The following is a 23,188-nucleotide window of genomic DNA, read 5'->3' on the forward strand; positions in this document are numbered from 1 at the left end:
AAGGGAAGTTTTAAACTTCCCTTTTCTATTTTATTTCTTTTTCATTTTCATCGTCATTTTTGCCTTTTCGCCGCCTCCATAATTAAAGGTCTTGGCATTGCTTTCTTTCTTTTGGTGAAAAGCACCGCCACGGGACAGATCTTCTTTATCTTCCTCTTTGCTCGACTTTTTCTTTTTGTCGGTGATGGGATTATAGATTGCAAGATCCTCAGGCAATTCCAAAACATCCATTCTTTTACCGACGGCCTGTTCTATTTTTTTAACCATTGGTAATTCCAGATCTGTTGTGAAAGTCAATACGACCGATTCTTCATTATCGTCATTTTTAACAAGATGATTTAAGAATTCCTCCTTTTCATTCGGTAACTCAAATTGAAAAATGAATGGAATAGCGGAAAGGTCCACATCGTTTGTATTTTCCCGTGCAATAATCAAGACACGAGATTGATTATTTTCCTTGAAATCTTCCATGGTTTCATAGCCAAAATCATCGTAGAACAATGGATTGAGGATGGCAATTTCTTCTTTATTGCTACTGAACAAACTGCTGGCCAACTTTTGGGCAGTAAGTTTCGAGTTTACAAAGACGACTACTTTTTGAAATACATCTTTATCCTGCAACAGAAGATTTAATAAATTGATCTTTGTTGTGAAATTAGGAACATGATATAATAATAGATCTAGGGTGTCGACCGTGTCATTTTCAAGTTCATCTATTTCGACTGAGGCACAATTTTCATTCATGAAATTGTCGATCATGTCATAAAGTTTTTGGTGTTCAACAGTACTGAAAACCAAATGTTGTACCTTTCCACAGCTTTCGGCTAATTCCCTTACTGTATTTTGCATTCCTTGTTTGATAATCTCTTCAGCATCATCAATAATTAATGTCTGAATACGGTTGAGATTCAAGGCCAATTTAAGATAGACCGCTCTTGCACGATTTGGAGTAGCTACAACAATATCTTTTCCATCAACCAGTTCTTCGATTTCTTCTTCCATGCTACCTGAAGCCCGCAATCCAATGATGCGTAGACCTTTATTTTTGCTTAATTGGTAGAATCTCTCAACAATTTCGTCGATACGTTCTTCATTAGGCGCCAAGATCAAAAACTTCGGAGCTTCATCTGTTGTGAATTTCAACTTCATCAAGGTAGATAAGACATAAGTTGTGGTTTTGCCAGCACCTTCCGGAGCGATGGCAATCACATCCTGTCCACCAAGAATTCTGGAAATGCATCTACTTTGAATTTCCTTTGGAGCCAGATAACCGAGTTCAGTCATCGTAGCAGTCAATCTTTTGCTAAGTTTTAGTTTCTCTAACGACACGTATCCTTTTATTTATGTAAGTTACAAAAATACAAATTTAGATCTTAGATCAGCTAATGTGCGCCCATTTTTGAAAATAGATTGATAATAATGACTCCAACAACAATCAATACCATGCCGATAATGGCTGCTGTATCGGGAATCTGTTTGAATAAGAACATACCAATCAGTGTAATGGCAACGATACCAACGCCAGACCAAATTGCATAGGATATTCCGACGGGGAGGTATTTAAGTGTGATACTTAAAAAATAGAAGGCAATAATATAACCTACAATACAGATAAGGGTAGGTTTTATAAGGGTAAAACCTGCAGACTTCTTTAGAAAAGTGGTTGCAAATATCTCAGCGGCTATGGCAAGAAATAGATAAATGTATTTCATTGTTACAAAGGTACAATTTTTTGTTTGGTAAGGTTCGGTTAATTAGGTCAATAACAGCGAGAAGTTAAGTTGTTTTAGAGATAATGAATTGCGTATAAGGGTAAATTTATCTAAGTTTGGCCAATTCACATAGCTAGAACAATTATTTTTTTATGGGGCATATTCAAAATTTTTGGAGATCGGTACTGATATTTTTTACTTTTTTATGTGTCTGTTTTACTGTTTTTGGCCAAGAGCAACTGCAGGAGTTAAAGAAATCGTATTACAGTCTTCCTTTAGGAAGCAAGGAGCGGTTTGTATTGACTGGAAAATATGCGCAGGCCTTATATTTTAATAATGAGAAAGCGTTGGCCAGTCAACTGCTTAATGATAATATTCAGTTGGCAAGAAATTATCCAGACAAGCAATATTATGCTTATTTGAATTGTATTGCAGCCATGAACAGCTTTAACGATCATGCATATGAAAAATCACGGTATTATTTAGAACATGCTAAATCCGTACTCCCCATAGTTACCGATAATGGAATAAAGGGTTATGTTCATTATTGTGATGGATGGGTTATGACGCGGCAGAATAAGGAGGATGAAGCCGTTTCCCAATTCCATAAAGCGATTCCATTTTTGGAGAAGGCGCCACAGACTGAGGCAAATATCGCCCGAAAATTGGCGGTTTATAAAGAGCTTACAGCTATCTATGCAAATCAGCGTAACTATGATTTCCAGGAGAAGTATACTTCTCTTTTGTTAGAAACGGCTAAAGAAGGGAAGAATGTCAATAGCCTATTTGACGCCTACATGCAGGCTGGTTATCTATTTGAAGAGGAGTATAGATCGAATAATGCAGATCGTGATCTATTGAGGAAAGCTGAACAACACTATCTTGAGGCTTATAATTTGATCAATAAGAATGAGAAGCATCTGGTTAATCCGACTGATCTAGCGTATGTTTCAGTTAATCTAGCGAATCTGTACCATGAGTTTTATCCTGATAATGGCGGTAAGAAAGCGATATTCTACGCCAGACAGGCTTTAGATATCGCAGCTGAAACGGGGCAATATGCCATTACAATACCTGCTTATGGTATCCTCGCTGATGAGTCTTTCAAAGTGGGGCATCGCGAGGAAGGAAAAAAATATCTGCAGCAGGCACTGTACAATCTTCAAAGAGAGGCCCATTACGATTATCAAGTGGGACTAAGCCTATTTAGTAGACTGGCTGAAGTAAGTGTTGAAGAAGGTAAATATGAAGAGGCTTTCAATTATCAAAAAAGCTACATAGATGTATTTGAAAAAGCTTTTAATTCGGATAAACTCGATAAAACGAAGCAGCTGGAGCTGAAGTATGAGCGTGAACTGCAAAACCAAAAGTTAATGCGGCTTCGATTGGAAGGGGAGAAAAAGGAACAGCAGATCAAGTTGATGAAAGCCTTGAATGATAGGCAGCATCAACTGGTGGAGAATTTGAAGTTAAATGAACTGAATCGAAGCCAGCAACTTAAAGTATTGCAGCTCGAACGGGATAAGAAGGAGCAGGATCTGCAATTAAGCCGACTGGAAAATGAACAACGCTTACAGGAGCTTGATGTTTCCAAAAAACAGATTGCTTTCAAGTCACGGATGAATTCGATCTATATCTGGTTATTTATCAGTTGTTTGATTGTGACCGTATTGTTGTTTTACGCCTACTGGCAACGTTCAAAGGCATTGAAGCAAAAGGAACATTTGCATGAGCTTGAGATAGAAAAGAATAATCAACAACATGCCATTAAAAACCTGACTGCGATGTTGGCAGGGGAAGAGAAAGAGCGTACCCGTCTTGCTCGCGACCTTCATGATGGATTGGGAGGTTTACTGTCAAGTACCAAATTGGGATTATCAGCCATCAATAAAAATGCTTTGGAGCAAGAAACCATGAAAGCAGGAATCGATCGAAGCATTGATTTGCTGGACGGGGCTGTCGATGAACTTCGCCGGCTTGCGCATAATCTTATGCCAGATTTAATTGTAAAATTTGGTTTGAAAGAAACTTTAAGAGACTATGCAAGCCGAATGAGTCAATCTACATGTCAAGTTGAATGTGAATTTTTACAATTCGAATCAACCCTAAGTACGGAACAGGAGATTTCTTTGTATAGAGTTATTCAAGAATTGGTGAATAACGCGTTGAAGCATGCTAATGCGACCAATATTTTAATACAGCTTTCTTCACATAATAAACGTTTACATATTACAATTGAAGATGATGGCAAGGGTTTTGATATGGAAAGTGTCGATTTGCAGCATTCTGCAGGAATGCATAATGTGCGATCAAGACTTTCGTTTCTAAACGGGGAAATGAAGGTTATGTCGGAGAATGGAGCGGGTACAACCATTGAATTGGAATTACCCATGATTTAACTTTTTGGAAAAATGATAAAAATAGCGATTACAGACGATCACCCTTTGCTACTTGAGGGATTGAAAAACATTATAAATGCGCATGAGGATTTTGAAGTAGTGGGTATGTATTCCAGTGCAACTGAACTGTTCCATCGTATTGCTACTGATATGCCATTGGTATTGCTACTTGATATCAATCTACCGGATGCTAACGGTATCGATTTGGTTAAAGGCCTGAAGGATAGTAATAAGGATTTAAAAATTATTGCGTTTAGTGTCCACAATGAATTTGCAGTGATCAACAGCATTTTAAATGAGGGCGCCAATGCCTATTTACAGAAAAATGCAAATGGTGATGAAATACTTTCTGCCATTTCCGCTGTTCTTGTTGGAAGAAGATATCTCTGTGAAAAAACTCGGGCTATCTTGAATAAGAAAGTGGAAATGGGGCTTAAGCAAGTACCAAAATTGACACGTCGTGAGAAAGAAGTGCTTACTTTCGTAGCGCAAGGAATGACAACAAACCAAATTGCAGATTCATTGTTTATCAGTTCACATACGGTAGAAAGCCATCGCAAGAATCTAATGGAGAAATTTCAAACCAAAAGTGTTACTGCTGCAGTAAAATCGGCTATTGAATACGGATTAATTCGGGAAAACTAATTAAATTCTCCAATTCCCTGATTTCAGGGATGAAAAGATCTCCAGGCATTTGATACTTTTGCTATTATTGATTTAAAATAGAAGGTATCAAGTGCATTGTTGAAAACTAGTATTTTGCGCTATTTCAAGAGAAGACATTGTTTCGGTCTTCGATTCATTGATCTATTTTAAGATTCATCGGTCTATTTTAAATAGAATCTGTTTCAGAACAAAATTTCAAATCTAGGTTTTTCTTAGAGCGCCTAATACTGCGAAATATAACTTTTTCCAGCTTGAGGGACCTTTCAGAGAAGTTTTTAGGAGATAAACAACCAAAAATTACTGATTCAATTGATATGATTAAAAAAATAATACTTTGGACGATAGCTGTCCTCGTACTTTTGGCGATCGTTGCCTGGGGCGGTTACATACTACGACAGCAAGAATCCTACAAATCATTGGTCCATAAAAAAAGTAAGGCTTTGTTGACCGTATCATTAGATGATATTCTTTTGAATCAGTTTTTTAATAAATGGCAGTCAGCGCCGAAAGAGGGGCAAGATTTTGGTCAAAAACTAAGTAAACTCAAAGACAATGGAATTGATATCAAAGCGAATGTATTTCTTTTTGCTTTGGAGTCCCACCCCAAAAACTTTTATGCTTTTTTTCAGCTAAAGGATAAGCAACAATTTTTGACCTTTCTAAAAGATGTGATACAGGTTGGTGCAGTGGAAAGTAATTTAGCCCCTGATGTGAGCTATGCCTATCATCAACCGAGCAAAATCGCATTTATCTGGAAAGGGGATGACCTGCTGCTAAGTCTAGGCTTTGATCTTGATACAAAGAAAGAAGAAATGCTTCAGCTAATTCAATCAAAAGAAGACCGGGTTACCATCGAACAATTTATTAACCGTCCAAGTACATTGACAGGTAAATCACTGCGTTATAGTGATATTTCAACGGATAATTTTATTGAGCTTGATTTGAAAGGAGACCATCTCGATGTGTCTGGCGAATTTTTCTCAACAGATTGGAACTTTCCGAAGGAATATCTTGTTAGAGAACTCGTTTCCGCAAAATACATTGGTAAAGCTTGGATCAATATCCCCAATAGTCAACTTAAAAATCAGCTAAAGCAATTAGTTAGCGAACTTCCTATAGCCGCTGATTCTATTATAGCACATTTGGATGGAAATTACGTCGATATTGAAATTTTGAAAAACAAGGTCATTCAAACAGATACCATTATTAATTATGCGGTTGACGAAAATTTCGAAACGATCGAAGAGAAAACACCCTACGAAACGAAAGTTCCCGAAGTAAGATTAGCGATGCGTGGAGATAACGACATGCGCAGATTCCTTCCCAGTAAATTATTTTATCAATGGTTTCAAAAACAAGATAAGGAGTTTAGTTTGCTGACCACGTCAAAGGATATTGATAAACTTAATGTGGCTTACGGTAAGACAGCTGAGCTATCCCATGTTGCAGTTCATTTGGTAGATTGGCCAAATGAAGCTAAAATATTACCGATTCTATTATTGAAAACCATCGCTTCAGATATTACGCTGAGTCTGAAAGTTGTAGACCACAATCGCTTGGTTCTCCAGGGAACTATAGCGGACTACTCGCATTAAAACACACTAATTACAAACTTTCTTCGCTTCTCAGTGGTTTGTTCTTGAGTACAAAATACAAGAACATGGATAAACGAACGAAAAGTAGAAGTAAGGTGAAAACCTATTGGCGAATTTTAAAAAGTACGGTCTCGGGATTTTTGAATGAGGATTCGATGAAGTATAGTGCTTCATTATCCTATTATACTGTTTTTTCTATTGGTCCAATATTGGTTTTAATGATTGCCTTAGCCGGAATTTTTTATGGTGAGGATGCAATTGAAGGGAAAGTATTCTTGGAACTCCGTGGATTGGTGGGAAGCAGTGCCGCAAGACAGATTCAAGAGGTTATTCAGAATTTGCAACTTTCAGGAAAATCAAACCTGGCATTGCTTGTCAGTGGTATTACATTGATTTTAGGAGCAACGACTGTTTTTGGGGATATACAGAATTCGATCAATAAGATTTGGCATGTAAGGGCGAAGCCGAAAAAAGGCTGGTTAAAATTGATTCAGGATAGATTATTGTCTTCATCTTTGGTGATTGGATTGGGGTTCTTGTTAGTTGTTACATTGATTGTAAATGGTGTAATATTAGCATTGACAGATCAGCTACAGCATTATTTCCCGGAAATAACGGTGATGTTAATGGATGGGATTAACTTTGCATTGTCCTTCGGAATTATATTCTTATTATTTAGTGTCATATTCAAAGCGCTTCCGGATGTCAATATACATTGGCGGACAGTAAGGGCGGGGGCCTTATTTACTTCGATTTTATTTGTATTGGGACGTTATTTAATTGGAGTCTATCTGGAGCATTCTGCAACCCAAGATACCTATGGAGCGGCAGGTTCATTTGTGCTGATCCTGCTTTGGGTCTACTACACAGCAGCCATTTTATATTTTGGTGCAATCTACACAAGGGAGTATGCTACTGTAATGGGAATCCCTATTGAACCCTCGCAATATGCCGTGCATGTTGAAACGCAGGAAATTGAGCGTAATGTAACCGAAATACCTCCAGCTCCTTTAACGCCTGAGGAGCAGATGGTTACCGAAGAGGGTACCAACTTTCCCAAGGAACCATAAACGTTAGATTTACTGAATTCTTACCACCAAATTCTGTAAATTTGATGGTAAAATCGATCTATTGTTTATGAACAAATTACAATCATTACGTGAGAAACTCAATTTAACCCAAGAGGAACTAGCACAAAAATCAAGTATTTCAGTTAGAACAATTCAGCGGATTGAAGCGGGGCAGTCGCCAAAGGGCTACACCCTTCGTGCACTTGCACAGGCATTGAATGTGGACGAATCGGAGTTTTCTGCATATGATATGCCTGCTGAATCCGAAAATCTCACATGGATCAAAATTATCAACCTTTCTTCCTTACCCTTTTCTATATTGCCTCCACTAAATGTTTTGGTGCCTATCGCAATCATGCTGTTAAAAAAACAGCATTCGTATAAGGTCCGTCAGTTAATCTCAATACAAATCGTATCTACCTTAATCGCGGTGTTACTGTTGCTTGTTATTTTTATACTCAACGATTGGCTAGGTGTTAAAAGCAATGTGAAATTGCTTATTCCGCTATGTTGGATCTTTATGAATATAATCGTTATACTACGAAATGCGATCGGATTAAATAAAGGTGAAAATTCACGGATCTTGCCCGATATTAGTATTTTATAGCGACTATTATACAATTGTCGGGTAACTGTCGGGGCATTGTCGGGGCGTAAAAGTGTACTCTTCGTCCAGTATTTTTTTTCTTTGATCTTGAAAAAAAATACAAAATTATGAAAACACACTATCAAAAAAGGAAAAGCCATATGGCCTTGACTACCTTTGTCATTTTTCTTTCTCTTTTTACGATGACGAACGTCTTTCCACAAAATAAGATACCTTTGATCAAAGCTTCATCTGAGAAAGTCAGTATTAAAGACGGCGCCTATTGCCATGTCGACTGGAAATTAGATCCTAGAGCAAACCCTGATGTCTATTTCGTGAATATTCCAACGAAAGAAAGCACAGTCGTTTTTAGAACAGATCAGGAGGAATTAACTGTTATGACTAAACCCGGAGCAATGTATGATTTCATCGTACTATTGAATGGGGCGGATTCTTGTCACATTCGTATAAAGGCTCAACTACCACCTAATCTACCTGTATTGGATCGAAATGATCCCTTTCCTATGCGAATACCATTTCGTCTTATTGGCTCAAGGATTTTCCTGAATGGAACAATTAACAAGAAAAATGTTTCGATACAGTTTGATTTAGGAGCAGGAACAGGTGTTGTCAATAGAAATAACTCAAAGCAGCTGGATTTATTATTTTCATCGTTTACGACAGTTTCGAATACCGACGGGGTCAATAGCGAGCGGACAAGCCTAGACAATCAATTGCGTATTGGGCCGATGGTTTGGAAAAATGTGTCAATGACAGAGGTCGGTAATATGAAGTCCTTTGAAGATCTTATTATTGGTAACAGTTTCTTTCGAAATCACATTATTGAAATCGATTATGACAAAATGGAATTGGTAATTCATCGCGATCTCCCCACCAAAGCAAAGGAGTATACAAAGCTTCCGATATTTTACGAACAAAATCGACCAAAGTTTAAAGCCGCTTTTAGCCATAACCAACGACATTACGATTTTTGGTTCCTTTTTGACACAGGTCGTGATGGCACTATGCTGTTGGGGGAAGATTTTACCAGTATAGGGCACAATTGGGACAATCTAGAGCCACTTACCATGATCAGTAACCGAAAGATTATCCGTTTGAATGCTTCAATAGCTGGTGTTGAATTTAAAGATATTGTGACGAATGCCGCTGATCCGGCCAAGCCTAATGGCAGAACAAGTTTATTCGGAAATCAGATTCTGAACCATTTTAATGTCATTTTGGATAATCAGGAAGGATTTCTTTATCTGAAACCAAATGGTAGGATCAAGGAACCTTATTCAAACTATGAGGGATATTTGAACCAGATGTCTCAGTCAATGCAGAAAAATTAAAGTGTGCAGCCAATGTCGTTTGTTCAGGGAGCAAATGACATTGGCCACTTATGGTAAGTATATATCTAACGAATAAAATCGGTCCATTTTTGTGTTGATTTTCCAGAGGCAATCACAGTTTCTAGGAACTTCATGCCACGCAGACCATCAGCTACAGTAGGAAAATCAGTATCTTCTTCTCGCGGCTCTATACCTTGCATAGAAGCCAATAGTGTGGCTGCAAAATTTCTATAAATATTGGCAAATGCTTCTATATATCCTTCGGGGTGACCGGCCGGTAGACGGATGTTATGTTTGGCGATTGGTGAAAGGTACTGTTGACCTGCACGAAATAGCTGGGTCGGCGCATCGAGCTGTTTAAAGATGAGTGTATTTGCATCCTGCTGGTTCCATTCCAATCCCCCAAGTTCACCATATACTCTAATTTTTAATGCGTTTTCTTCTCCAGCGGCAACTTGAGATGCCGATAGTACGCCTGTGGCTCCATTTTCAAATCCAAGTAATATATTGCCGTCATCTTCAAGTTTTCTTCCGGTCACAAATGTTTGAAGATCGGCGCACATTTTAGTGATTTTTAAACCTGAAATATATTCTGCCAGGTGGGCAGCATGTGTTCCAATATCGCCCATACAACCACTTTTTCCACTCTTTTCGGGATCTGTCCGCCAAAAGGCCAAAGAAAGACCATTTTCGATCATCTTACTGAGCCAACCCTGCGGATATTCTACCATAATCTTTCTAATCGAACCTAATTGGCCCTCTTTGACAAGATGGCGAGCTTGTTTTACCATCGGATAGGCCGAGTAGGTGTATGTAACACAGAGTATCAATCCTGTTTCAGCTACTTTTTGTTGGAGCAATTCGGCCTGTTCTGTTGTCAGCGTCATCGGCTTTTCAAGCACGACATGGAAGCCATGTTCCAGAGCCATCATTGCTGGTTCAAAATGAGCAAAATTCGGCGTGACTATACTGACAAAGTTCATGCGGTCATCCGCCGAACGTTTACTTTCCTCGATAATCAGCTCCTGGTAACTTCCATAGCTCCTTTCCTTTGGAAGACCTAAAAGCGCGGCGGATTCTTTTGCAACAAGGGGATCAGCGCTCAGTGCGCCGCAACATAATTCAATTTGACCATCAATTCCTGCAGCCATACGATGTACAGCCCCAATAAATGCATTTTTTCCACCGCCGACCATGCCCATTTTTAGTTTTGTATTGCGCATAAAGTTGAATTTTTAATGATGATATCTTTTGTAATTACAAACCCAATAGTTTACGGTTAAGGCTATCATTGGTTTCGACGGCAGCAAAATTATCGAATGCCTTGTCAGTAACACGGATAATATAGTCTTTAATATGCAGCGCGCCTTCCCGTGCACCATCTTCAGCATTTTTGAATGCACATTCCCATTCCAGTACTGCCCAGCCTTGATAATCATATTGTGTGAGTTTGGTAAATATGGATTTGAAATCCACTTGGCCATCACCAATTGATCTAAAACGACCGGCCCTTGACTGCCAGTTCTGGAAGCCACCATAGACACCCTGACGACCAGAAGGATTGAACTCAGCGTCTTTAACATGAAACATTTTAATTCGCTCATGGTAAATGTCGATGAATTGAAGATAGTCAAGACATTGAAGAACAAAATGGGAGGGATCATAGAGAATGTTTGCCCGCTTGTGGTAATTTACATTTTCGAGAAATAAGTCAAAAGTAGCACCGTCATGGAGATCTTCTCCGGGGTGTAATTCATAACATAGGTCGACATCATACAAGTCGCATTCATCGAGAATAGGTAACCATAATTTTGCAAGTTCAGCAAAACCCGTTTCGATCAGGTTAGCTGGTCTTTGTGGCCAAGGGTATATAAATGGCCATAGAAAGGCGCCACTAAAGGTCGCTAGCGCTTTAAGTCCGAGGTTATGGGAAGCTTGTACGGCATATTTTAATTGCTGGATCGCCCACTGTTGTCTTGCTTGAGGATTACCATGTAAATGCTGTGGTGCGAAAGCATCAAATAGATCATCGAAACTTGGATTCACAGCCACCAATTGCCCTTGGAGATGGGTTGAAAGTTCGGTGATTTCCAATCCAAATGACTGTACTTTAGCTTTTAGATCAAGTGCATAGCTTTTATCGAGCGCTGCTTTTTCTAGATCGATAAAACGGGCATCCAAAGTTGGCAGTTGTATGCCCTTATAGCCAAGCGCTGCTGCCCACTGGCAGATTGAGTCCAAAGAGTTAAACGGAGCTTCATCACCGATAAACTGTGCAAGAAAGATGGCAGGACCTTTAATTGTTGTCATATGTATTGCGTTTTGAAAAAGACTATATTACGTACAAAACAGATCAATATTCCAATGTGTTTGAAGAAATGACTCAGTCTGTCGTTTATACTATTATAATTTGGTTATCCAAGCTACCTGCTTGTTTAATACAATATTACAAAAATTTGCAACCGGTTGCAATAAAATCAAAAAAAAACCTTAAACTTGTTTAGACGATTCATGCTTACGCTTTCCAAAATATAAGAATGGAACGTCTAAACCAGGTATAACTGTCAGGCATCTTTGCAGCACTTGATTGTGGAGGAGACTTGATTTTAAAGGGAAACTTCCCTTTGAGTAATAACCAAATAAACCAAGTATAAATAAATGGCAAATAATGTTTATGATGCAATTGTCATCGGGTCTGGGATCACAGGTGGCTGGGCAGCCAAGGAACTAACGGAACGTGGATTGAAAACCATCATGTTAGAAAGAGGACGCAATATTGAGCATATCAAAGATTACCCATCACCAAACAAAGATCCTTGGGAATTTCCGCATCGGGGTCGGGTACCTTTGGATCGGGCCCAGCACTACTTACCTTTTGGAATTAAAAATCAATGGATGAACGAAGGAAACATCGACTTTTGGACTAATGAGACAGAAAGTCCATATAAGGAAATAAAACCCTTTAATTGGTTCCGGGGCTATCACGTTGGTGGGCGCTCGCTTATGTGGGGGCGGCAAAGCTATCGGTGGTCGGATGTTGATTTTGAAGCAAATAGCAAAGATGGGCATGGGGTTGACTGGCCCGTACGTTATAAAGATATAGCACCTTGGTATAGTCACGTTGAGAAATTTGCGGGTATTTCGGGTAATAGAGACGGTATAGCGGTGCTTCCGGATGGCGAATTTATGCCGCCAATGGACATGAATATTGTGGAGAAAGATCTTGCTGCGCGATTGAAATCGCATTATCAGGGAAAACGACACTTTATAATTGGCCGGGTAGCCAACATAACAGTGCCCCACCACGGCCGTGTTAATTGCCAATACCAGAACAAATGCTGGCTGGGTTGTAATTTCGGCGCTTATTTTAGCACACAGTCTTCAACATTGCCCGCAGCAGTGAAGACAGGGAAACTTACCCTACGGCCATTTTCAATTGTAAAGAACATTATTTACGATCGGGATACGCAGAAAGCTAAAGGAGTCGAAATTGTTGATGCGGAGACGAATCAAACCTACGAGTATTTTGCTAAGATTGTTTTTGTATGTGCTTCGACTTTAAATTCCACCTGGGTGTTAATGAATTCAGCTACTGATGTATGGGAAGGTGGTCTTGGGAGCAGCAGTGGTGAACTGGGACATAATCTGATGGATCACATGTTAAATAGTGGGGCTGGGGGAAGAGTTGAAGGATTTGAGGATAAATATATTTTTGGACGACGCGCGAATGGATTATATGTACCCCGATTTGCCAATATTGCCGGCGATACCAAAAAGAGAGATTACATACGTGGTTTTGGCTATCAGGGCGGAGCTTCAAGGGGACAATGGTCAGGTAAGGTCGATAATAAGAGCGTAGGCGGGGCTTGGAAAGATGCTATAGCCGAGCCCGGAAGTTGGGGAGTTGGTTTTACTTCATTTGGCGAAATACTTCCATATCACGAAAATAAAGTCCTTTTAGATTCATCTGTAAAAGATAAGTGGGGGCTTCCTGTATTGGCTATAGATGCAGAGATTAAGGATAATGAGCGGAAAATACGGATTGATGCAAGCAATGAAATGAAGGAAATGTTGGAATCTATCGGTGTCAAAGACGTAACAACCTATGACAACGGGTTTAGTATGGGACAGGGAATTCATGAAATGGGAACAGCACGGATGGGCAATGATCCGAAAACCTCGGTATTAAATAAATTTAACCAAGTATGGGATGCTAAAAATGTTTTTGTGACAGACGGGGCCTTTATGACTTCGTCTTCCTGTGTGAATCCATCGCTTACCTATATGGCATTTACAGCAAGAGCAGTAGATTTTGCTGTTAATGAGTTAAAAAAAGGGAATCTTTAATATTTTATGATGCAATAATTATGAATAGACGAGAGGCAATACAACGTGTAGCCATGCTCATGGGAGCAACAGTTATTGGTGCTTCGTTATTTTTGGAAGGATGCCAGAGGTCTGCTTCGAAAGATATAGAAATGCTCTTTGATCCAAAATCAATCGATTTTTTGGGAGATCTCGCGGAGGCGATTCTTCCTAAAACTACTACCCCAGGGGCGAAAGAAGCTGGTGTAGGTTCTGAAATTCCCGTTCTAGTGCGAGACTGCTATAAACTTGAAGAACAACAGGTTTTTTTGACTGGAACAGCCGGAATTGACGAACGTGCCAAGAAAGAATTCGGACGTAATTTTCAGCAACTCGACAAAAAAGATCAAACTGCTTTTGTTGATGTTTTGGACAAGGAAGCGCAAGATTACGATGAAAAGAAAGCAGTTAATGAACTGCCCCATTTTTTCACACTGTTTAAACAGCTTACACTCCTTACATTCTTTAGCTCGAAATTAGGCGCCACGGAAGTTTTCCGTTATGTGAAAATCCCAGGAAAATATAACGGCGATTTCCCTTATCAAAAGGGTGATCATGCCTGGGCAACCTAGCTAATAAATTGTATATTGACCCCTTGTCTTTAATTGGCAGCGGGGTCAATTATAGAGGTTGTCAAGCCTATGAACTTTAAAAGATTTTTGCTATCGAAAAGTAAAGTGGTAAAATGTGTCCCTGTTTTCATCGTCAGTCTGGTACCGCCCGGAAAAGAGCTTCCAGCATCAAGTTTTTCCTTTTTAACATTGTGTCGGCTGAATTTTGAGAGCGCCTCTTTGACTGTTGTTTTATTGATCGCTAGATCAAAAGGCAATCCTTCGACCACCAGAAACTTGTCTTCAGGGATATCAAAAAATAATTCATTGACGGATTTATCAGCCCCATAATTGCTATAGAGTTCCAAGCCGGATTTTGTGATCCATTTTGCATACTTTTCTTCGTTGGCATCTTCATAGAAGACTGTTTTTACGTTTAATGTAGCCGCTATTTTATCTATTGTCTGGGGAAATACAAATTCACTGTTTTTATTTAACAATGATTTTAACTCCGCTTTGTTCTGCGCGAAAGTCGTTGCAGCAAAAAGGAAAAGACCTATATTTAATGTAAATGATTTTATCTTCATCATATCCTTGTTATATGTTTGGCAGTTGTTTATGTCCGCTAGATTAAAATTAATCAAACGAGTAAAAATATACAATAGTGCTTTATACTTGTTTTGATAGCGGGATCAACCAAAGTTTTCAGCATGCGTATCGCCTATAATCGATCTAATTTAATCCTAAAAGCGCGTATAAGAGATCTTTTTTATTGCTTGCAATGATAATGGAAACTATTAGGGATGGAAGCGCTAAATTTAGGGATAAGCTATTTAAAGCAACAGTGTTTATCGTTATAATAATGAGATGGATAAAATATCATTCTGCAGAAAACAATTTAGCGTATTGGACAGTTACAATTTAAATTGTACTTTCATAACGTTTTAATAAAGGAAGATATTTAATTTTTATGATCACAACCAAGTATTTTAACTATCGGCAAATATTTAATTTAGCGGGTGCCCATTTAATATGGCTGACGCTTTGGTGCTCTCTGGTGGCGGTCATTTATTATTTTTTTAATTGGCAGTGGATGATAATTCCCTGGGTGCCATTGGCTTTGATTGGAACCGCTGAGGCTTTTTACGTCGGGTTTAAGAATAATCAGGCCTATGATAGACTTTGGGAAGCGCGGAAAATCTGGGGTGGGATTGTCAATTCAAGTCGTTCTTTCACGGCAATGTTATATGCCTTTGATACCCAGGATGGTGATCATACCGATTTGGAGGAGCGGAGGAAAAGGATTGCTTATCGCCATATCGCTTGGTTATATACTTTTCGTGAGCAGTTGTTGATCCCGACAGAATGGGAGCATGTCAGTTTGAAAAAACACTTTGGTTCAATGAATGTTAAACGGAACAGGCTGATAAAGGCTGGCTTTCCTGATTATAGTAGAACATCGATTTTTTTACGCAAATACCTTTCTACAGATGAGTTTAAGTTGCAGAGCACTTATAAAAATTTTGCAACGTATTTGATTTCTAAACAAGCAAAGGAAGTTAATGCATTGAAAAATGATCAAATCATTTCGGATTTTAACCAAACCCAACTGCAGAATTGTCTGAATCAATTTTACGACTATCAAGGTCAGGCGGAAAGAATCAAAAAATTTCCTTCACCGAGACAGTTTGCCAGTACAGCATTTGTCTTTAATGTTATTCTCATCATTCTGCTTCCATTGGGCCTAGTAAACGAATTTGCGAAATTGGGAGACTGGGGGATATGGACGAGTATTCCTTTTTGTGTGGTAATTGGATGGATTTATATCGTGATGGAATTGGTCGGCGATTATACCGAAAATCCTTTTGGAGGACTCATGTTTGATGTGCCTATGCTTTCTATTTGTCGAACCATAGAAATTGATGTGTTGCAAATGGTGGGAGATGAGGATCTTCCGGAAGCAATTGCATCGAAAAATGGTGTTTTGGTTTAAATTTCCTTATACATTTATTGCAATTGTATTCTTTACCTCGGCGATCATAAATGAGCTATGGGTGCTGGCGATATGCTGTAGGCTTGTCAATTTCGTTAACATAAAGCTCCGATAGTCTGCCATATCATGGACACAAATCTTTAGGATATAGTCGTAGTCGCCACTCACGTGGAAACACTCGGTTACCTCCTGAAGGTTCATGACCTCTTTTTCAAATTGTAAAATATACTCCTTTTTATGCTGTGTTAATTTTACGTGGCATAATACAAGGAAATCTTTTGCTATTTTCTTTTTATCCAGTATGGCGACATAGCTAGCGATAATTCCAGTATTCTCGAGTTTACGGACTCTTTCATAGACCGCTGTTACAGACAAGTTCAGTTTGTAGGATAGTTCTTTGGTCGTTTGTTTAGCATCTTCCTGTAGAAAACGCAATAGCTTACGGTCAATCTCGTCAAATTGCATAGATTTTTTTTTGGTTTTTACTAGCTCGTTTTAAATTAGCTAGATGTTTTAACTAATTATTGTTTCTATAATAGATTTATATTCTAAGATAAGTAAAATTACTTGTAATATAATTTGAAATATCTCAATTTTAAAGATAAAAACATGGAAAATTTTAATGCAGCAAATGAAATTCAAGATTTGCAATACTTTGGTGAGTTTGGAGGTGTGAACCCGTCAATTTCTGATAGCTCCACCTATACTTTTCTTTCGGCTAAAAAAATGTTCGACACATTTGAAGGGAATGCGGAAGGCTGTTATCTCTACTCAAGGCATTCGTCGCCCATGAATTTGTATTTGGCACAAGCCTTGGCAAAAATGGAGGATACCGCTGCGGCCAATGTAACATCTTCGGGGATGGGAGCGATTACAACAGTTCTTTTACAACTATGTAAAAGTGGTGACCATATCATTTCCAGCAGAACAATCTACGGTGGTACTTACGCCTTTCTTAAAAATTTTCTCCCGCCTTTCCAGATTGAGACGACGTTTTTGGATATTAATGATGTCGAAGAACTCGAAAGATCGATAAGACCTAACACAAAAGTGTTGTATTGTGAAAGTGTGAGCAACCCTTTATTGCGTGTCGCAGATTTAAGAAAACTTTCGGCCATCTGTAAAAAACACAAGCTAAAACTGATTGTCGACAATACGTTTTCTCCATTGTCCATCTCGCCAACACTTTTGGGAGCAGACATTGTCATTCATAGTTTAACGAAATTTATCAATGGCAGCAGTGACACAGTCGGTGGGGTTTATTGTGGAAATCAGGAGTTTATTAATGAAACGAAAAATGTGAACACAGGTGCCTGTATGTTATTGGGGCCAACGATGGACAGCTTACGTTCGGCAAGTATATTGAAGAATTTAAGAACACTTCATATACGGATGAAGCAACATAGTTATAATGCAATGTATCTTGCCGAACGGTTTGAGAAAGATGGATTAAAAGTATCTTATCCGGGCTTACAGTCGCATCGAGATCATGAACTAATGAAAACTATGATGCATGAGACCTATGGTTTTGGTGGCTTAATGACAGTTGATGTGGAAACAACCGAAAAAGCCAATGAACTAATGGAACTGATGCAGGCTGAAAATTTAGGGTATTTAGCTGTCAGCCTAGGATTCTATAAGACGCTATTCTCCTGTTCAGGTAGCTCTACGTCATCAGAAATTCCTGAGGAAGATCGTTTGAAGATGGGTATTTCCGATGGATTGATCAGGTTTTCAATTGGTCTAGATCAAGACATTGAGCGTACCTACCAAAAAATGAGAGCATGCATGCAAAAGACTGGAATTATAAAATAATGTAGAATTAATCGCCATTGGTTGAGCAAAAAGTCAACGACAATAGAAGAGATCCGTAACTATTTTGACCTTTTTCTACATAAATAGTTTACGGATATTCTCGTGCAATGCAGGCTTACTGATTTTGAGAAACTCATGAATAAGATCCTCACTTGTGGGCGGCCGATGTGGAAAGGCATATTGCTGTAAAAATCTCCTCAAAGCAGTATTTATTTTTTCTTCACCTATTAATTCATGTAATTGATACATGGCTAGCAGGCCTTTATAATAGGCTACATTTGTATTTCCGGGAGATACCCTCATTAAAGCTTCATCTGCACCGTTTGCTTTTCCAATTTCATAAAGATCCTGATACATTTTGACCACGTTCTTAATTCCTTCGGGGCCATGTTTGTGTTTATAACACATCAACTCAGTATACATAGCGAGCGTTTCTGTCAGCATCGTAGCACCTTCTCGCCGGTCATCGGGATCGATTTGACTGTTACCCCACCATTGGTGCGATAATTCATGTCCGGCAAGTTCATTAATGACATCTCTTGTTTTTTCACGACGTAGGTCTGAATGAAAAGTCGTGTTTTCATTCATGAAAATCGTACCGGGATAAGCTGTCGCATTAAATCCACTAACAAATCCAGATATTTCAACGAAACGTATGCTTTTAAATGGATATTTTCCAAAGTTGTTTTGGCAATAGGCTAAAGTTCTTTTTGAGTCGTTTATAAGTTGTTTAACATTCTCAGGGTGTTTACTGTCATAATATACCTCGACGGATATGTCGTCGTAAGTGGATTTTTCAACTGCATATACAGCAGAAGAAATTCCAAAACGAAAGGGAATCGGCCCTATTGATTTATAATGAAAAAAGTTTCGATTCCCCTTCCGCCATTTTCTGATGAATTCCCCGGTCGCGATACAGGTTTGGTCGAGGTCACTGGAAATAATTGTTTCAAGGTCGACATATCCATAATCGTAAGGAAGAGCATCAGGTTGATCTAACTTTTTTAAAGCGCTTGCTTTTCCGAGTTTTCGTTTTTCACGCTCAAGCGGGTCTTCTATTTCATTTTGGTGCTGATAACCGAATATGGGATAATAGCGACTAATACGCATAAAAGATCCATTAGCTAAGATGGCATTCATGGGGTCGTGACGGTTGAAAGGTGTCCATTTGTATTTTAGGGCAAATTTCATCGTAATAGAATCTCCAGGCATGAAAGGGCTTGTAAGTTTAAATCGGCGATGGCCATAGGTATTGTCGTTCGCTTTTTGTAAAGTACGGTCTATTTTGACCTGTACTAATTCCATCGAGGGATCTGTGTAGAGCAGTAGACTATCCAGCGGAGCACCTGATTTATTGACAAGCTTATACCGACCGCTAATGACATATTCATTTGATGTTGGATAAAGATCTATCTCGGTTTTGACTGAGACGATTGTCGGTTGAGCTATATCTTGATAGGGTCTATATTTCTGTTCATAATGTTGCATCCATTCGATTTTCGCCTCAGAGCTGCTAACCTGAGTCTTTTGATAGATACGATAACCCGAAACTGACAGAATGGCAAACATCAGTAATGAGAAGACCTTTAAGCTTAAATCTGATTTTAAGACGGCAGAAATATGCTTCGCCTTGTTTCGTTTATGAATAGAATATATAGCTATAAGGACTGAAAAGGATGTCCAATAGACCATCTTAAAGCTGAATGCATGCAGATAGGCACCAAATTGATTCATGTCGCCGCTATATTGTAAGGGAGATTTCGCAAAACGAAAAACTGGATGTTCTAAGCCAAGCATGATCCCAATAAATGAATTGGTCAATACAAAAAACAAGACCGTCAAAAGTAATGCTGGATATTTTACTCCAACAATCGACTGTATGCTGATAATAACTGAAGCATACAGGAATGACGGAATACCAAGAATATAGAAAAGACTTATATATAGATTCCATTCAATTTTTGGATATTGGAATATAAATTGAAGAACAATGCATTGCAGTATGCTTATTGTAATAAGCAATAATGCAATACAGCATAACGAGATCCATTTGGCCAGTGAGATAACAGTGGTCTGTACAGGAGTGCTGTCTTCGAGTACATTCATCCGCGTAGTTCGAGAGCGCCAGACTGTCTCCATACCATAAAAAGATAAGAGGGAAAGCAAAAAAAAAGGAAAGCTATTGATGATGTTCCGAATCATCAATCCAGTACTAGCATAACGTTGGGGCAAGCGCATTCCTGCATCGATATCACTGTATATTTCCATACCAAGAAAAAACACCCATAAGGCAATGATAATGACAAAGGGTATGCCTTTCACTAGAAAGCGAATGTCCATCTTTAAGAAGCTATAAAACGTATGCCATTTATAAGAAAAACCCTTGTCTGAAACGCTTATTTCAACCTTAGCAGATGGGGGGCGCTGTCCCGTTTCTCGCAACTGCGGTTTTGTCTTCTGTTTTTGCGAGTGTTGAAAACGTGCTTGATAAATAGCAAAAAGCATAAGCGCGGCTGAAAATACAAATACACCAAGGCGGTTTATTAAAAAATTTCCTTTGAGCTGCAGCAATTTCGAGTTTTTCAAGGCTGGACTCCATGATTGACATTGTTCAAAGAAAGCTGCGAGACCAAAAGGGTCCATTATCGCCATCAATCTCATGGTTTCGGTGGAAACGGGTGATGCATTGGCAAATAATGGCGAATTTGAAAATAGAGAAGCGATGAAATAAAGAATGTAGATAAAAATCCCCGAAAGAAAAACAAGTGTCTTGCTTCGGCTGCTCCAAGCAATCGCGCTAACAATTGCGGTACAGAAAAAGATATTTGGAAGTACAAGCAGGAAATAGGGCTTTACGTAATTGAGCAGACGGAATGACATAAACTTTTCATGTTGACCTCCCTGTAATGTGTGACCGAGCATCAATCCAATAATAAACAATAGAAATGTGAGGGCTGTAATTAAAAGCACCAACACAAAACGACTTAGTAGAAAAATACTTTTATTTACCGGCGTTGTATATAGGAGTGATGAAAATTGTGCATCTATTTCTCGTAAAAATACCTGTGATGAAAAAATAACAATGGTAAAGATATTCAATAGCGACACAAGTCCAATGGTATAAGTTAATACAAAGGGCGAATTGGAGTAAACTCCGGTAAGCGAAAAAGAGCCTATAATACTAACCCAATAACCAAATGCTACAAAACTGAATAATAGTGCCAGGAACCATTTTTTTGGAAAGTAAAAGCTGACTTCCAATAGAAAGTAGTCGATAAACATGGCTATACAATTTGAGATAAATGTGTGAAATAGACATCTTCCAGATCAGGTTTAATTTGCTCAAAACCAGTTTCCGGACTTACTGCGGCATAGATATGGACATCAAGACGCCCTCCATGTAATTGTGTTGATAAGATGTGAAAGTTTTCGCTAAAATATTGTAATTCGTTTTTGTTGATCGTTTTTGCCCAAATATTGCCTTCCAACGATTTTAGAAAGTCGTTCGGTGCACCATTGACAATTAATCTTCCGTTATTGACAATCGCCATTTGCGCACAGAGGCTTCGTACATCTTCCACTAAATGTGTTGAAAGGATTACTATAATCTGTTCGCCGATTTCACTGAGCAGATTATTGAAACGATTGCGCTCTTGGGGATCGAGGCCAGCCGTAGGCTCGTCTACAATGATGATTTGAGGCGAACCTAACATTGCCTGTGCAATGCCAAAACGTTGCCGCATTCCTCCCGAAAAATTGTGAACTTCTTTGTCCCGAAATTCGTAAAGATTTACTCGTGCGAGTAAATCCAATATATGCTCCTTTCGTCCTTCTTTTTTAATTCCTTTAAGTACGGCAAGATGATGCATGAGCTGATAGGCGGATAGGTGCGGATATACCCCAAAATCTTGCGGTAGGTAACCGAGCTGTTTTTTTATAAAAGAGAGGTCATTTAAAATATTGACCTCATTCAATACGATTGAGCCGGTATCTGCCTGTTCTAAGCCAGCGATTATCTTCATTAATGTTGATTTTCCAGCACCATTTGGACCTAACAGCCCAAACATGCCTTGACCGATATGTAATGAAAACTCCGTAATCGCTTTCACCCCGTTAGGATAGGTTTTCGAAAGATTCTGGATGTGTAGCTGGTTCATAATAGACTTGTCTTTACCCCGCATTACCATGTGGGCCCTATAAATGGTTAAATCCTAGTTTTATATGCTAATCGGGTACGAATTCCAATATATCACCTGGTTGGCATTCCAATACATTACATATAGCTTGTAGCGTTTCAAAACGTATACCTTTTGCCTTTCCGGTTTTTAATACCGAAAGATTACCCTGTGTAATGCCGATTAATTCTGCAAGTTCCTTACTTTGCATTTTTCTTTTAGCCAACATCACGTCTATATTTACAACAATAGCCATATACTAAATATATAAATCTTGTTCATCCTGTAAGTGGAGGCCTTGTCGGAAGATTTCCGCGAGAAAAAAGACAAAAATTCCCAAAATGAAATGTACAGCAATGAGTATGGCAATTCCCCCTTCAATTGTAACAAATATTGTAGCAATAGCCGTACAAATGGTTGGTAGCAAAATGTTTAACCAGTAATACCGTTTGAGTATAAGGAGGTGGGATTTGGTGAAAAGCTTTCTTCGGGTAAACAATTTAAATATTTGCGCAGACAACAAAAAAAAGAGAGCATAGCATGACAGGGGTAGTAAGAATGAAAATACTTTGTACGATAAGTTATCATCCACACTCATTAAGGGTGTTTTGGTAAACGGATAGTTGATATGAAGATACATTCCATCGCTATAGGAAACCGTATTCCAGCTTGTCAGTAGGCATATCAACGAATAAATCGTCATGATTAAATATAAACTCCCTAAAAATGAAGTTATATAGAATAAGACACCGCCGATTATTTTTGTTCGGTTCATGATGTATAATTTTGTTTGATACTGTAAAGCTACAATTAATTACCGTAAAACGGTAATTAATTATTTAAATAGCGTATTTTTTAAAAATAATAAGATACTCAAATCTCACAATGGACCTGGTCTTTTCGAGACTG

The 23,188-nt window shown here is 38.7% G+C and carries 20 protein-coding genes; 10 read left to right on the top strand and 10 right to left on the bottom strand.

What is annotated here, in order from left to right:
- Positions 1 to 30: 30 nt before the first annotated feature.
- The gene (locus OK025_RS18895; protein ID WP_317666133.1) at positions 31 to 1,329 is read right to left on the bottom strand and encodes a DEAD/DEAH box helicase; all 1,299 of its coding nucleotides are present in this window, start codon (positions 1,327 to 1,329) and stop codon (positions 31 to 33) included.
- A 53-nt stretch (positions 1,330 to 1,382) separates the two neighbouring features.
- Positions 1,383 to 1,712 (bottom strand): DMT family transporter, encoded by a 330-nt coding sequence (locus OK025_RS18900; protein ID WP_075992835.1) that lies wholly within the window; start codon positions 1,710 to 1,712, stop codon positions 1,383 to 1,385.
- A 152-nt stretch (positions 1,713 to 1,864) separates the two neighbouring features.
- Between OK025_RS18900 and OK025_RS18905 the strand changes: the two genes are divergently transcribed.
- From OK025_RS18905 to OK025_RS18930, 6 genes are all read left to right on the top strand, one after another.
- Positions 1,865 to 4,111: a sensor histidine kinase gene (locus OK025_RS18905; protein WP_317666136.1), complete on the top strand. Its 2,247-nt coding sequence runs from the start codon at positions 1,865 to 1,867 to the stop codon at positions 4,109 to 4,111.
- 12 nt (positions 4,112 to 4,123) lie between these two features.
- The gene (locus OK025_RS18910; RefSeq protein ID WP_317666138.1) at positions 4,124 to 4,756 is read left to right on the top strand and encodes a response regulator transcription factor; all 633 of its coding nucleotides are present in this window, start codon (positions 4,124 to 4,126) and stop codon (positions 4,754 to 4,756) included.
- A gap of 335 nt (positions 4,757 to 5,091) precedes the next feature.
- Positions 5,092 to 6,372 (top strand): hypothetical protein, encoded by a 1,281-nt coding sequence (locus tag OK025_RS18915; protein WP_317666140.1) that lies wholly within the window; start codon positions 5,092 to 5,094, stop codon positions 6,370 to 6,372.
- A 65-nt stretch (positions 6,373 to 6,437) separates the two neighbouring features.
- Entirely contained in the window at positions 6,438 to 7,442 is a 1,005-nt protein-coding gene (locus tag OK025_RS18920) for a YihY/virulence factor BrkB family protein (RefSeq protein ID WP_317666142.1), read from the top strand.
- Between the two features lie 67 nt (positions 7,443 to 7,509).
- Positions 7,510 to 8,049, top strand: a complete 540-nt coding sequence (locus tag OK025_RS18925; RefSeq protein WP_317666144.1) for a helix-turn-helix domain-containing protein — start codon at positions 7,510 to 7,512, stop codon at positions 8,047 to 8,049.
- 107 nt (positions 8,050 to 8,156) lie between these two features.
- Positions 8,157 to 9,380 (top strand): retropepsin-like aspartic protease, encoded by a 1,224-nt coding sequence (locus OK025_RS18930; RefSeq protein ID WP_317666146.1) that lies wholly within the window; start codon positions 8,157 to 8,159, stop codon positions 9,378 to 9,380.
- A 65-nt stretch (positions 9,381 to 9,445) separates the two neighbouring features.
- Here OK025_RS18930 and OK025_RS18935 read toward each other — a convergent pair whose 3' ends face one another.
- The gene (locus tag OK025_RS18935) at positions 9,446 to 10,603 is read right to left on the bottom strand and encodes a Gfo/Idh/MocA family oxidoreductase (protein ID WP_317666148.1); all 1,158 of its coding nucleotides are present in this window, start codon (positions 10,601 to 10,603) and stop codon (positions 9,446 to 9,448) included.
- Positions 10,604 to 10,637: 34 nt separating this feature from the next.
- A complete protein-coding gene (locus OK025_RS18940; RefSeq protein ID WP_317666150.1) occupies positions 10,638 to 11,690 on the bottom strand; it encodes a sugar phosphate isomerase/epimerase in 1,053 nt (350 codons plus the stop codon).
- A 348-nt stretch (positions 11,691 to 12,038) separates the two neighbouring features.
- Here OK025_RS18940 and OK025_RS18945 point away from each other — a divergent pair, with 348 nt between their 5' ends.
- Both OK025_RS18945 and OK025_RS18950 read left to right on the top strand, forming a co-directional pair.
- On the top strand, positions 12,039 to 13,727 hold the full coding sequence (locus OK025_RS18945) for a GMC family oxidoreductase (RefSeq protein ID WP_317666151.1): 1,689 nt from the start codon (positions 12,039 to 12,041) through the stop codon (positions 13,725 to 13,727).
- A gap of 20 nt (positions 13,728 to 13,747) precedes the next feature.
- Entirely contained in the window at positions 13,748 to 14,317 is a 570-nt protein-coding gene (locus OK025_RS18950) for a gluconate 2-dehydrogenase subunit 3 family protein (RefSeq protein ID WP_317666153.1), read from the top strand.
- 29 nt (positions 14,318 to 14,346) lie between these two features.
- Here the strand turns inward: OK025_RS18950 and OK025_RS18955 are convergent, their stop codons facing one another.
- Complete coding sequence (locus OK025_RS18955) at positions 14,347 to 14,886, bottom strand: hypothetical protein (protein ID WP_317666155.1); 540 nt, start codon at positions 14,884 to 14,886, stop codon at positions 14,347 to 14,349.
- 380 nt (positions 14,887 to 15,266) lie between these two features.
- Between OK025_RS18955 and OK025_RS18960 the strand changes: the two genes are divergently transcribed.
- Positions 15,267 to 16,289 (top strand): bestrophin family protein, encoded by a 1,023-nt coding sequence (locus OK025_RS18960; RefSeq protein WP_317666156.1) that lies wholly within the window; start codon positions 15,267 to 15,269, stop codon positions 16,287 to 16,289.
- Positions 16,290 to 16,295: 6 nt separating this feature from the next.
- Here OK025_RS18960 and OK025_RS18965 read toward each other — a convergent pair whose 3' ends face one another.
- A complete protein-coding gene (locus tag OK025_RS18965) occupies positions 16,296 to 16,754 on the bottom strand; it encodes an Lrp/AsnC family transcriptional regulator (protein ID WP_317666157.1) in 459 nt (152 codons plus the stop codon).
- 144 nt (positions 16,755 to 16,898) lie between these two features.
- Here OK025_RS18965 and OK025_RS18970 point away from each other — a divergent pair, with 144 nt between their 5' ends.
- Positions 16,899 to 18,104 (top strand): aminotransferase class I/II-fold pyridoxal phosphate-dependent enzyme, encoded by a 1,206-nt coding sequence (locus OK025_RS18970; RefSeq protein ID WP_317666159.1) that lies wholly within the window; start codon positions 16,899 to 16,901, stop codon positions 18,102 to 18,104.
- A gap of 75 nt (positions 18,105 to 18,179) precedes the next feature.
- On the opposite strand, the gene OK025_RS18975 is transcribed toward OK025_RS18970, so the two are convergent.
- From OK025_RS18975 to OK025_RS26815, 4 genes are all read right to left on the bottom strand, one after another.
- The gene (locus OK025_RS18975) at positions 18,180 to 21,386 is read right to left on the bottom strand and encodes an ABC transporter permease/M1 family aminopeptidase (protein WP_317666161.1); all 3,207 of its coding nucleotides are present in this window, start codon (positions 21,384 to 21,386) and stop codon (positions 18,180 to 18,182) included.
- A 2-nt stretch (positions 21,387 to 21,388) separates the two neighbouring features.
- Positions 21,389 to 22,261: an ABC transporter ATP-binding protein gene (locus tag OK025_RS18980; protein WP_317666163.1), complete on the bottom strand. Its 873-nt coding sequence runs from the start codon at positions 22,259 to 22,261 to the stop codon at positions 21,389 to 21,391.
- A gap of 67 nt (positions 22,262 to 22,328) precedes the next feature.
- Positions 22,329 to 22,535: a helix-turn-helix transcriptional regulator gene (locus tag OK025_RS18985; RefSeq protein WP_317666165.1), complete on the bottom strand. Its 207-nt coding sequence runs from the start codon at positions 22,533 to 22,535 to the stop codon at positions 22,329 to 22,331.
- Between the two features lie 3 nt (positions 22,536 to 22,538).
- A complete protein-coding gene (locus OK025_RS26815) occupies positions 22,539 to 23,054 on the bottom strand; it encodes a DUF2975 domain-containing protein (protein WP_411567676.1) in 516 nt (171 codons plus the stop codon).
- Positions 23,055 to 23,188: the final 134 nt, after the last annotated feature.

Origin of the sequence: Sphingobacterium sp. UGAL515B_05, from assembly GCF_033097525.1 — a bacterium.
Lineage (GTDB): Bacteria > Bacteroidota > Bacteroidia > Sphingobacteriales > Sphingobacteriaceae > Sphingobacterium.

What these genes read in the sequence shown, in the direction of transcription:
- OK025_RS18975 (WP_317666161.1), bottom strand. Translation starts at nt 21,386, where the DNA reads ATGTTTATCGACTACTTTCTATTGGAAGTCAGCTTTTACTTTCCAAAA.
- OK025_RS18940 (WP_317666150.1), bottom strand. Translation starts at nt 11,690, where the DNA reads ATGACAACAATTAAAGGTCCTGCCATCTTTCTTGCACAGTTTATCGGT.
- OK025_RS18935 (WP_317666148.1), bottom strand. Translation starts at nt 10,603, where the DNA reads ATGCGCAATACAAAACTAAAAATGGGCATGGTCGGCGGTGGAAAAAAT.
- OK025_RS18930 (WP_317666146.1), top strand. Translation starts at nt 8,157, where the DNA reads ATGAAAACACACTATCAAAAAAGGAAAAGCCATATGGCCTTGACTACC.
- OK025_RS18955 (WP_317666155.1), bottom strand. Translation starts at nt 14,886, where the DNA reads ATGATGAAGATAAAATCATTTACATTAAATATAGGTCTTTTCCTTTTT.
- OK025_RS18920 (WP_317666142.1), top strand. Translation starts at nt 6,438, where the DNA reads ATGGATAAACGAACGAAAAGTAGAAGTAAGGTGAAAACCTATTGGCGA.
- OK025_RS18945 (WP_317666151.1), top strand. Translation starts at nt 12,039, where the DNA reads ATGGCAAATAATGTTTATGATGCAATTGTCATCGGGTCTGGGATCACA.
- OK025_RS26815 (WP_411567676.1), bottom strand. Translation starts at nt 23,054, where the DNA reads ATGAACCGAACAAAAATAATCGGCGGTGTCTTATTCTATATAACTTCA.
- OK025_RS18915 (WP_317666140.1), top strand. Translation starts at nt 5,092, where the DNA reads ATGATTAAAAAAATAATACTTTGGACGATAGCTGTCCTCGTACTTTTG.
- OK025_RS18950 (WP_317666153.1), top strand. Translation starts at nt 13,748, where the DNA reads ATGAATAGACGAGAGGCAATACAACGTGTAGCCATGCTCATGGGAGCA.
- OK025_RS18910 (WP_317666138.1), top strand. Translation starts at nt 4,124, where the DNA reads ATGATAAAAATAGCGATTACAGACGATCACCCTTTGCTACTTGAGGGA.
- OK025_RS18965 (WP_317666157.1), bottom strand. Translation starts at nt 16,754, where the DNA reads ATGCAATTTGACGAGATTGACCGTAAGCTATTGCGTTTTCTACAGGAA.
- OK025_RS18985 (WP_317666165.1), bottom strand. Translation starts at nt 22,535, where the DNA reads ATGGCTATTGTTGTAAATATAGACGTGATGTTGGCTAAAAGAAAAATG.
- OK025_RS18925 (WP_317666144.1), top strand. Translation starts at nt 7,510, where the DNA reads ATGAACAAATTACAATCATTACGTGAGAAACTCAATTTAACCCAAGAG.
- OK025_RS18970 (WP_317666159.1), top strand. Translation starts at nt 16,899, where the DNA reads ATGGAAAATTTTAATGCAGCAAATGAAATTCAAGATTTGCAATACTTT.
- OK025_RS18905 (WP_317666136.1), top strand. Translation starts at nt 1,865, where the DNA reads ATGGGGCATATTCAAAATTTTTGGAGATCGGTACTGATATTTTTTACT.
- OK025_RS18980 (WP_317666163.1), bottom strand. Translation starts at nt 22,261, where the DNA reads ATGAACCAGCTACACATCCAGAATCTTTCGAAAACCTATCCTAACGGG.
- OK025_RS18900 (WP_075992835.1), bottom strand. Translation starts at nt 1,712, where the DNA reads ATGAAATACATTTATCTATTTCTTGCCATAGCCGCTGAGATATTTGCA.
- OK025_RS18960 (WP_317666156.1), top strand. Translation starts at nt 15,267, where the DNA reads ATGATCACAACCAAGTATTTTAACTATCGGCAAATATTTAATTTAGCG.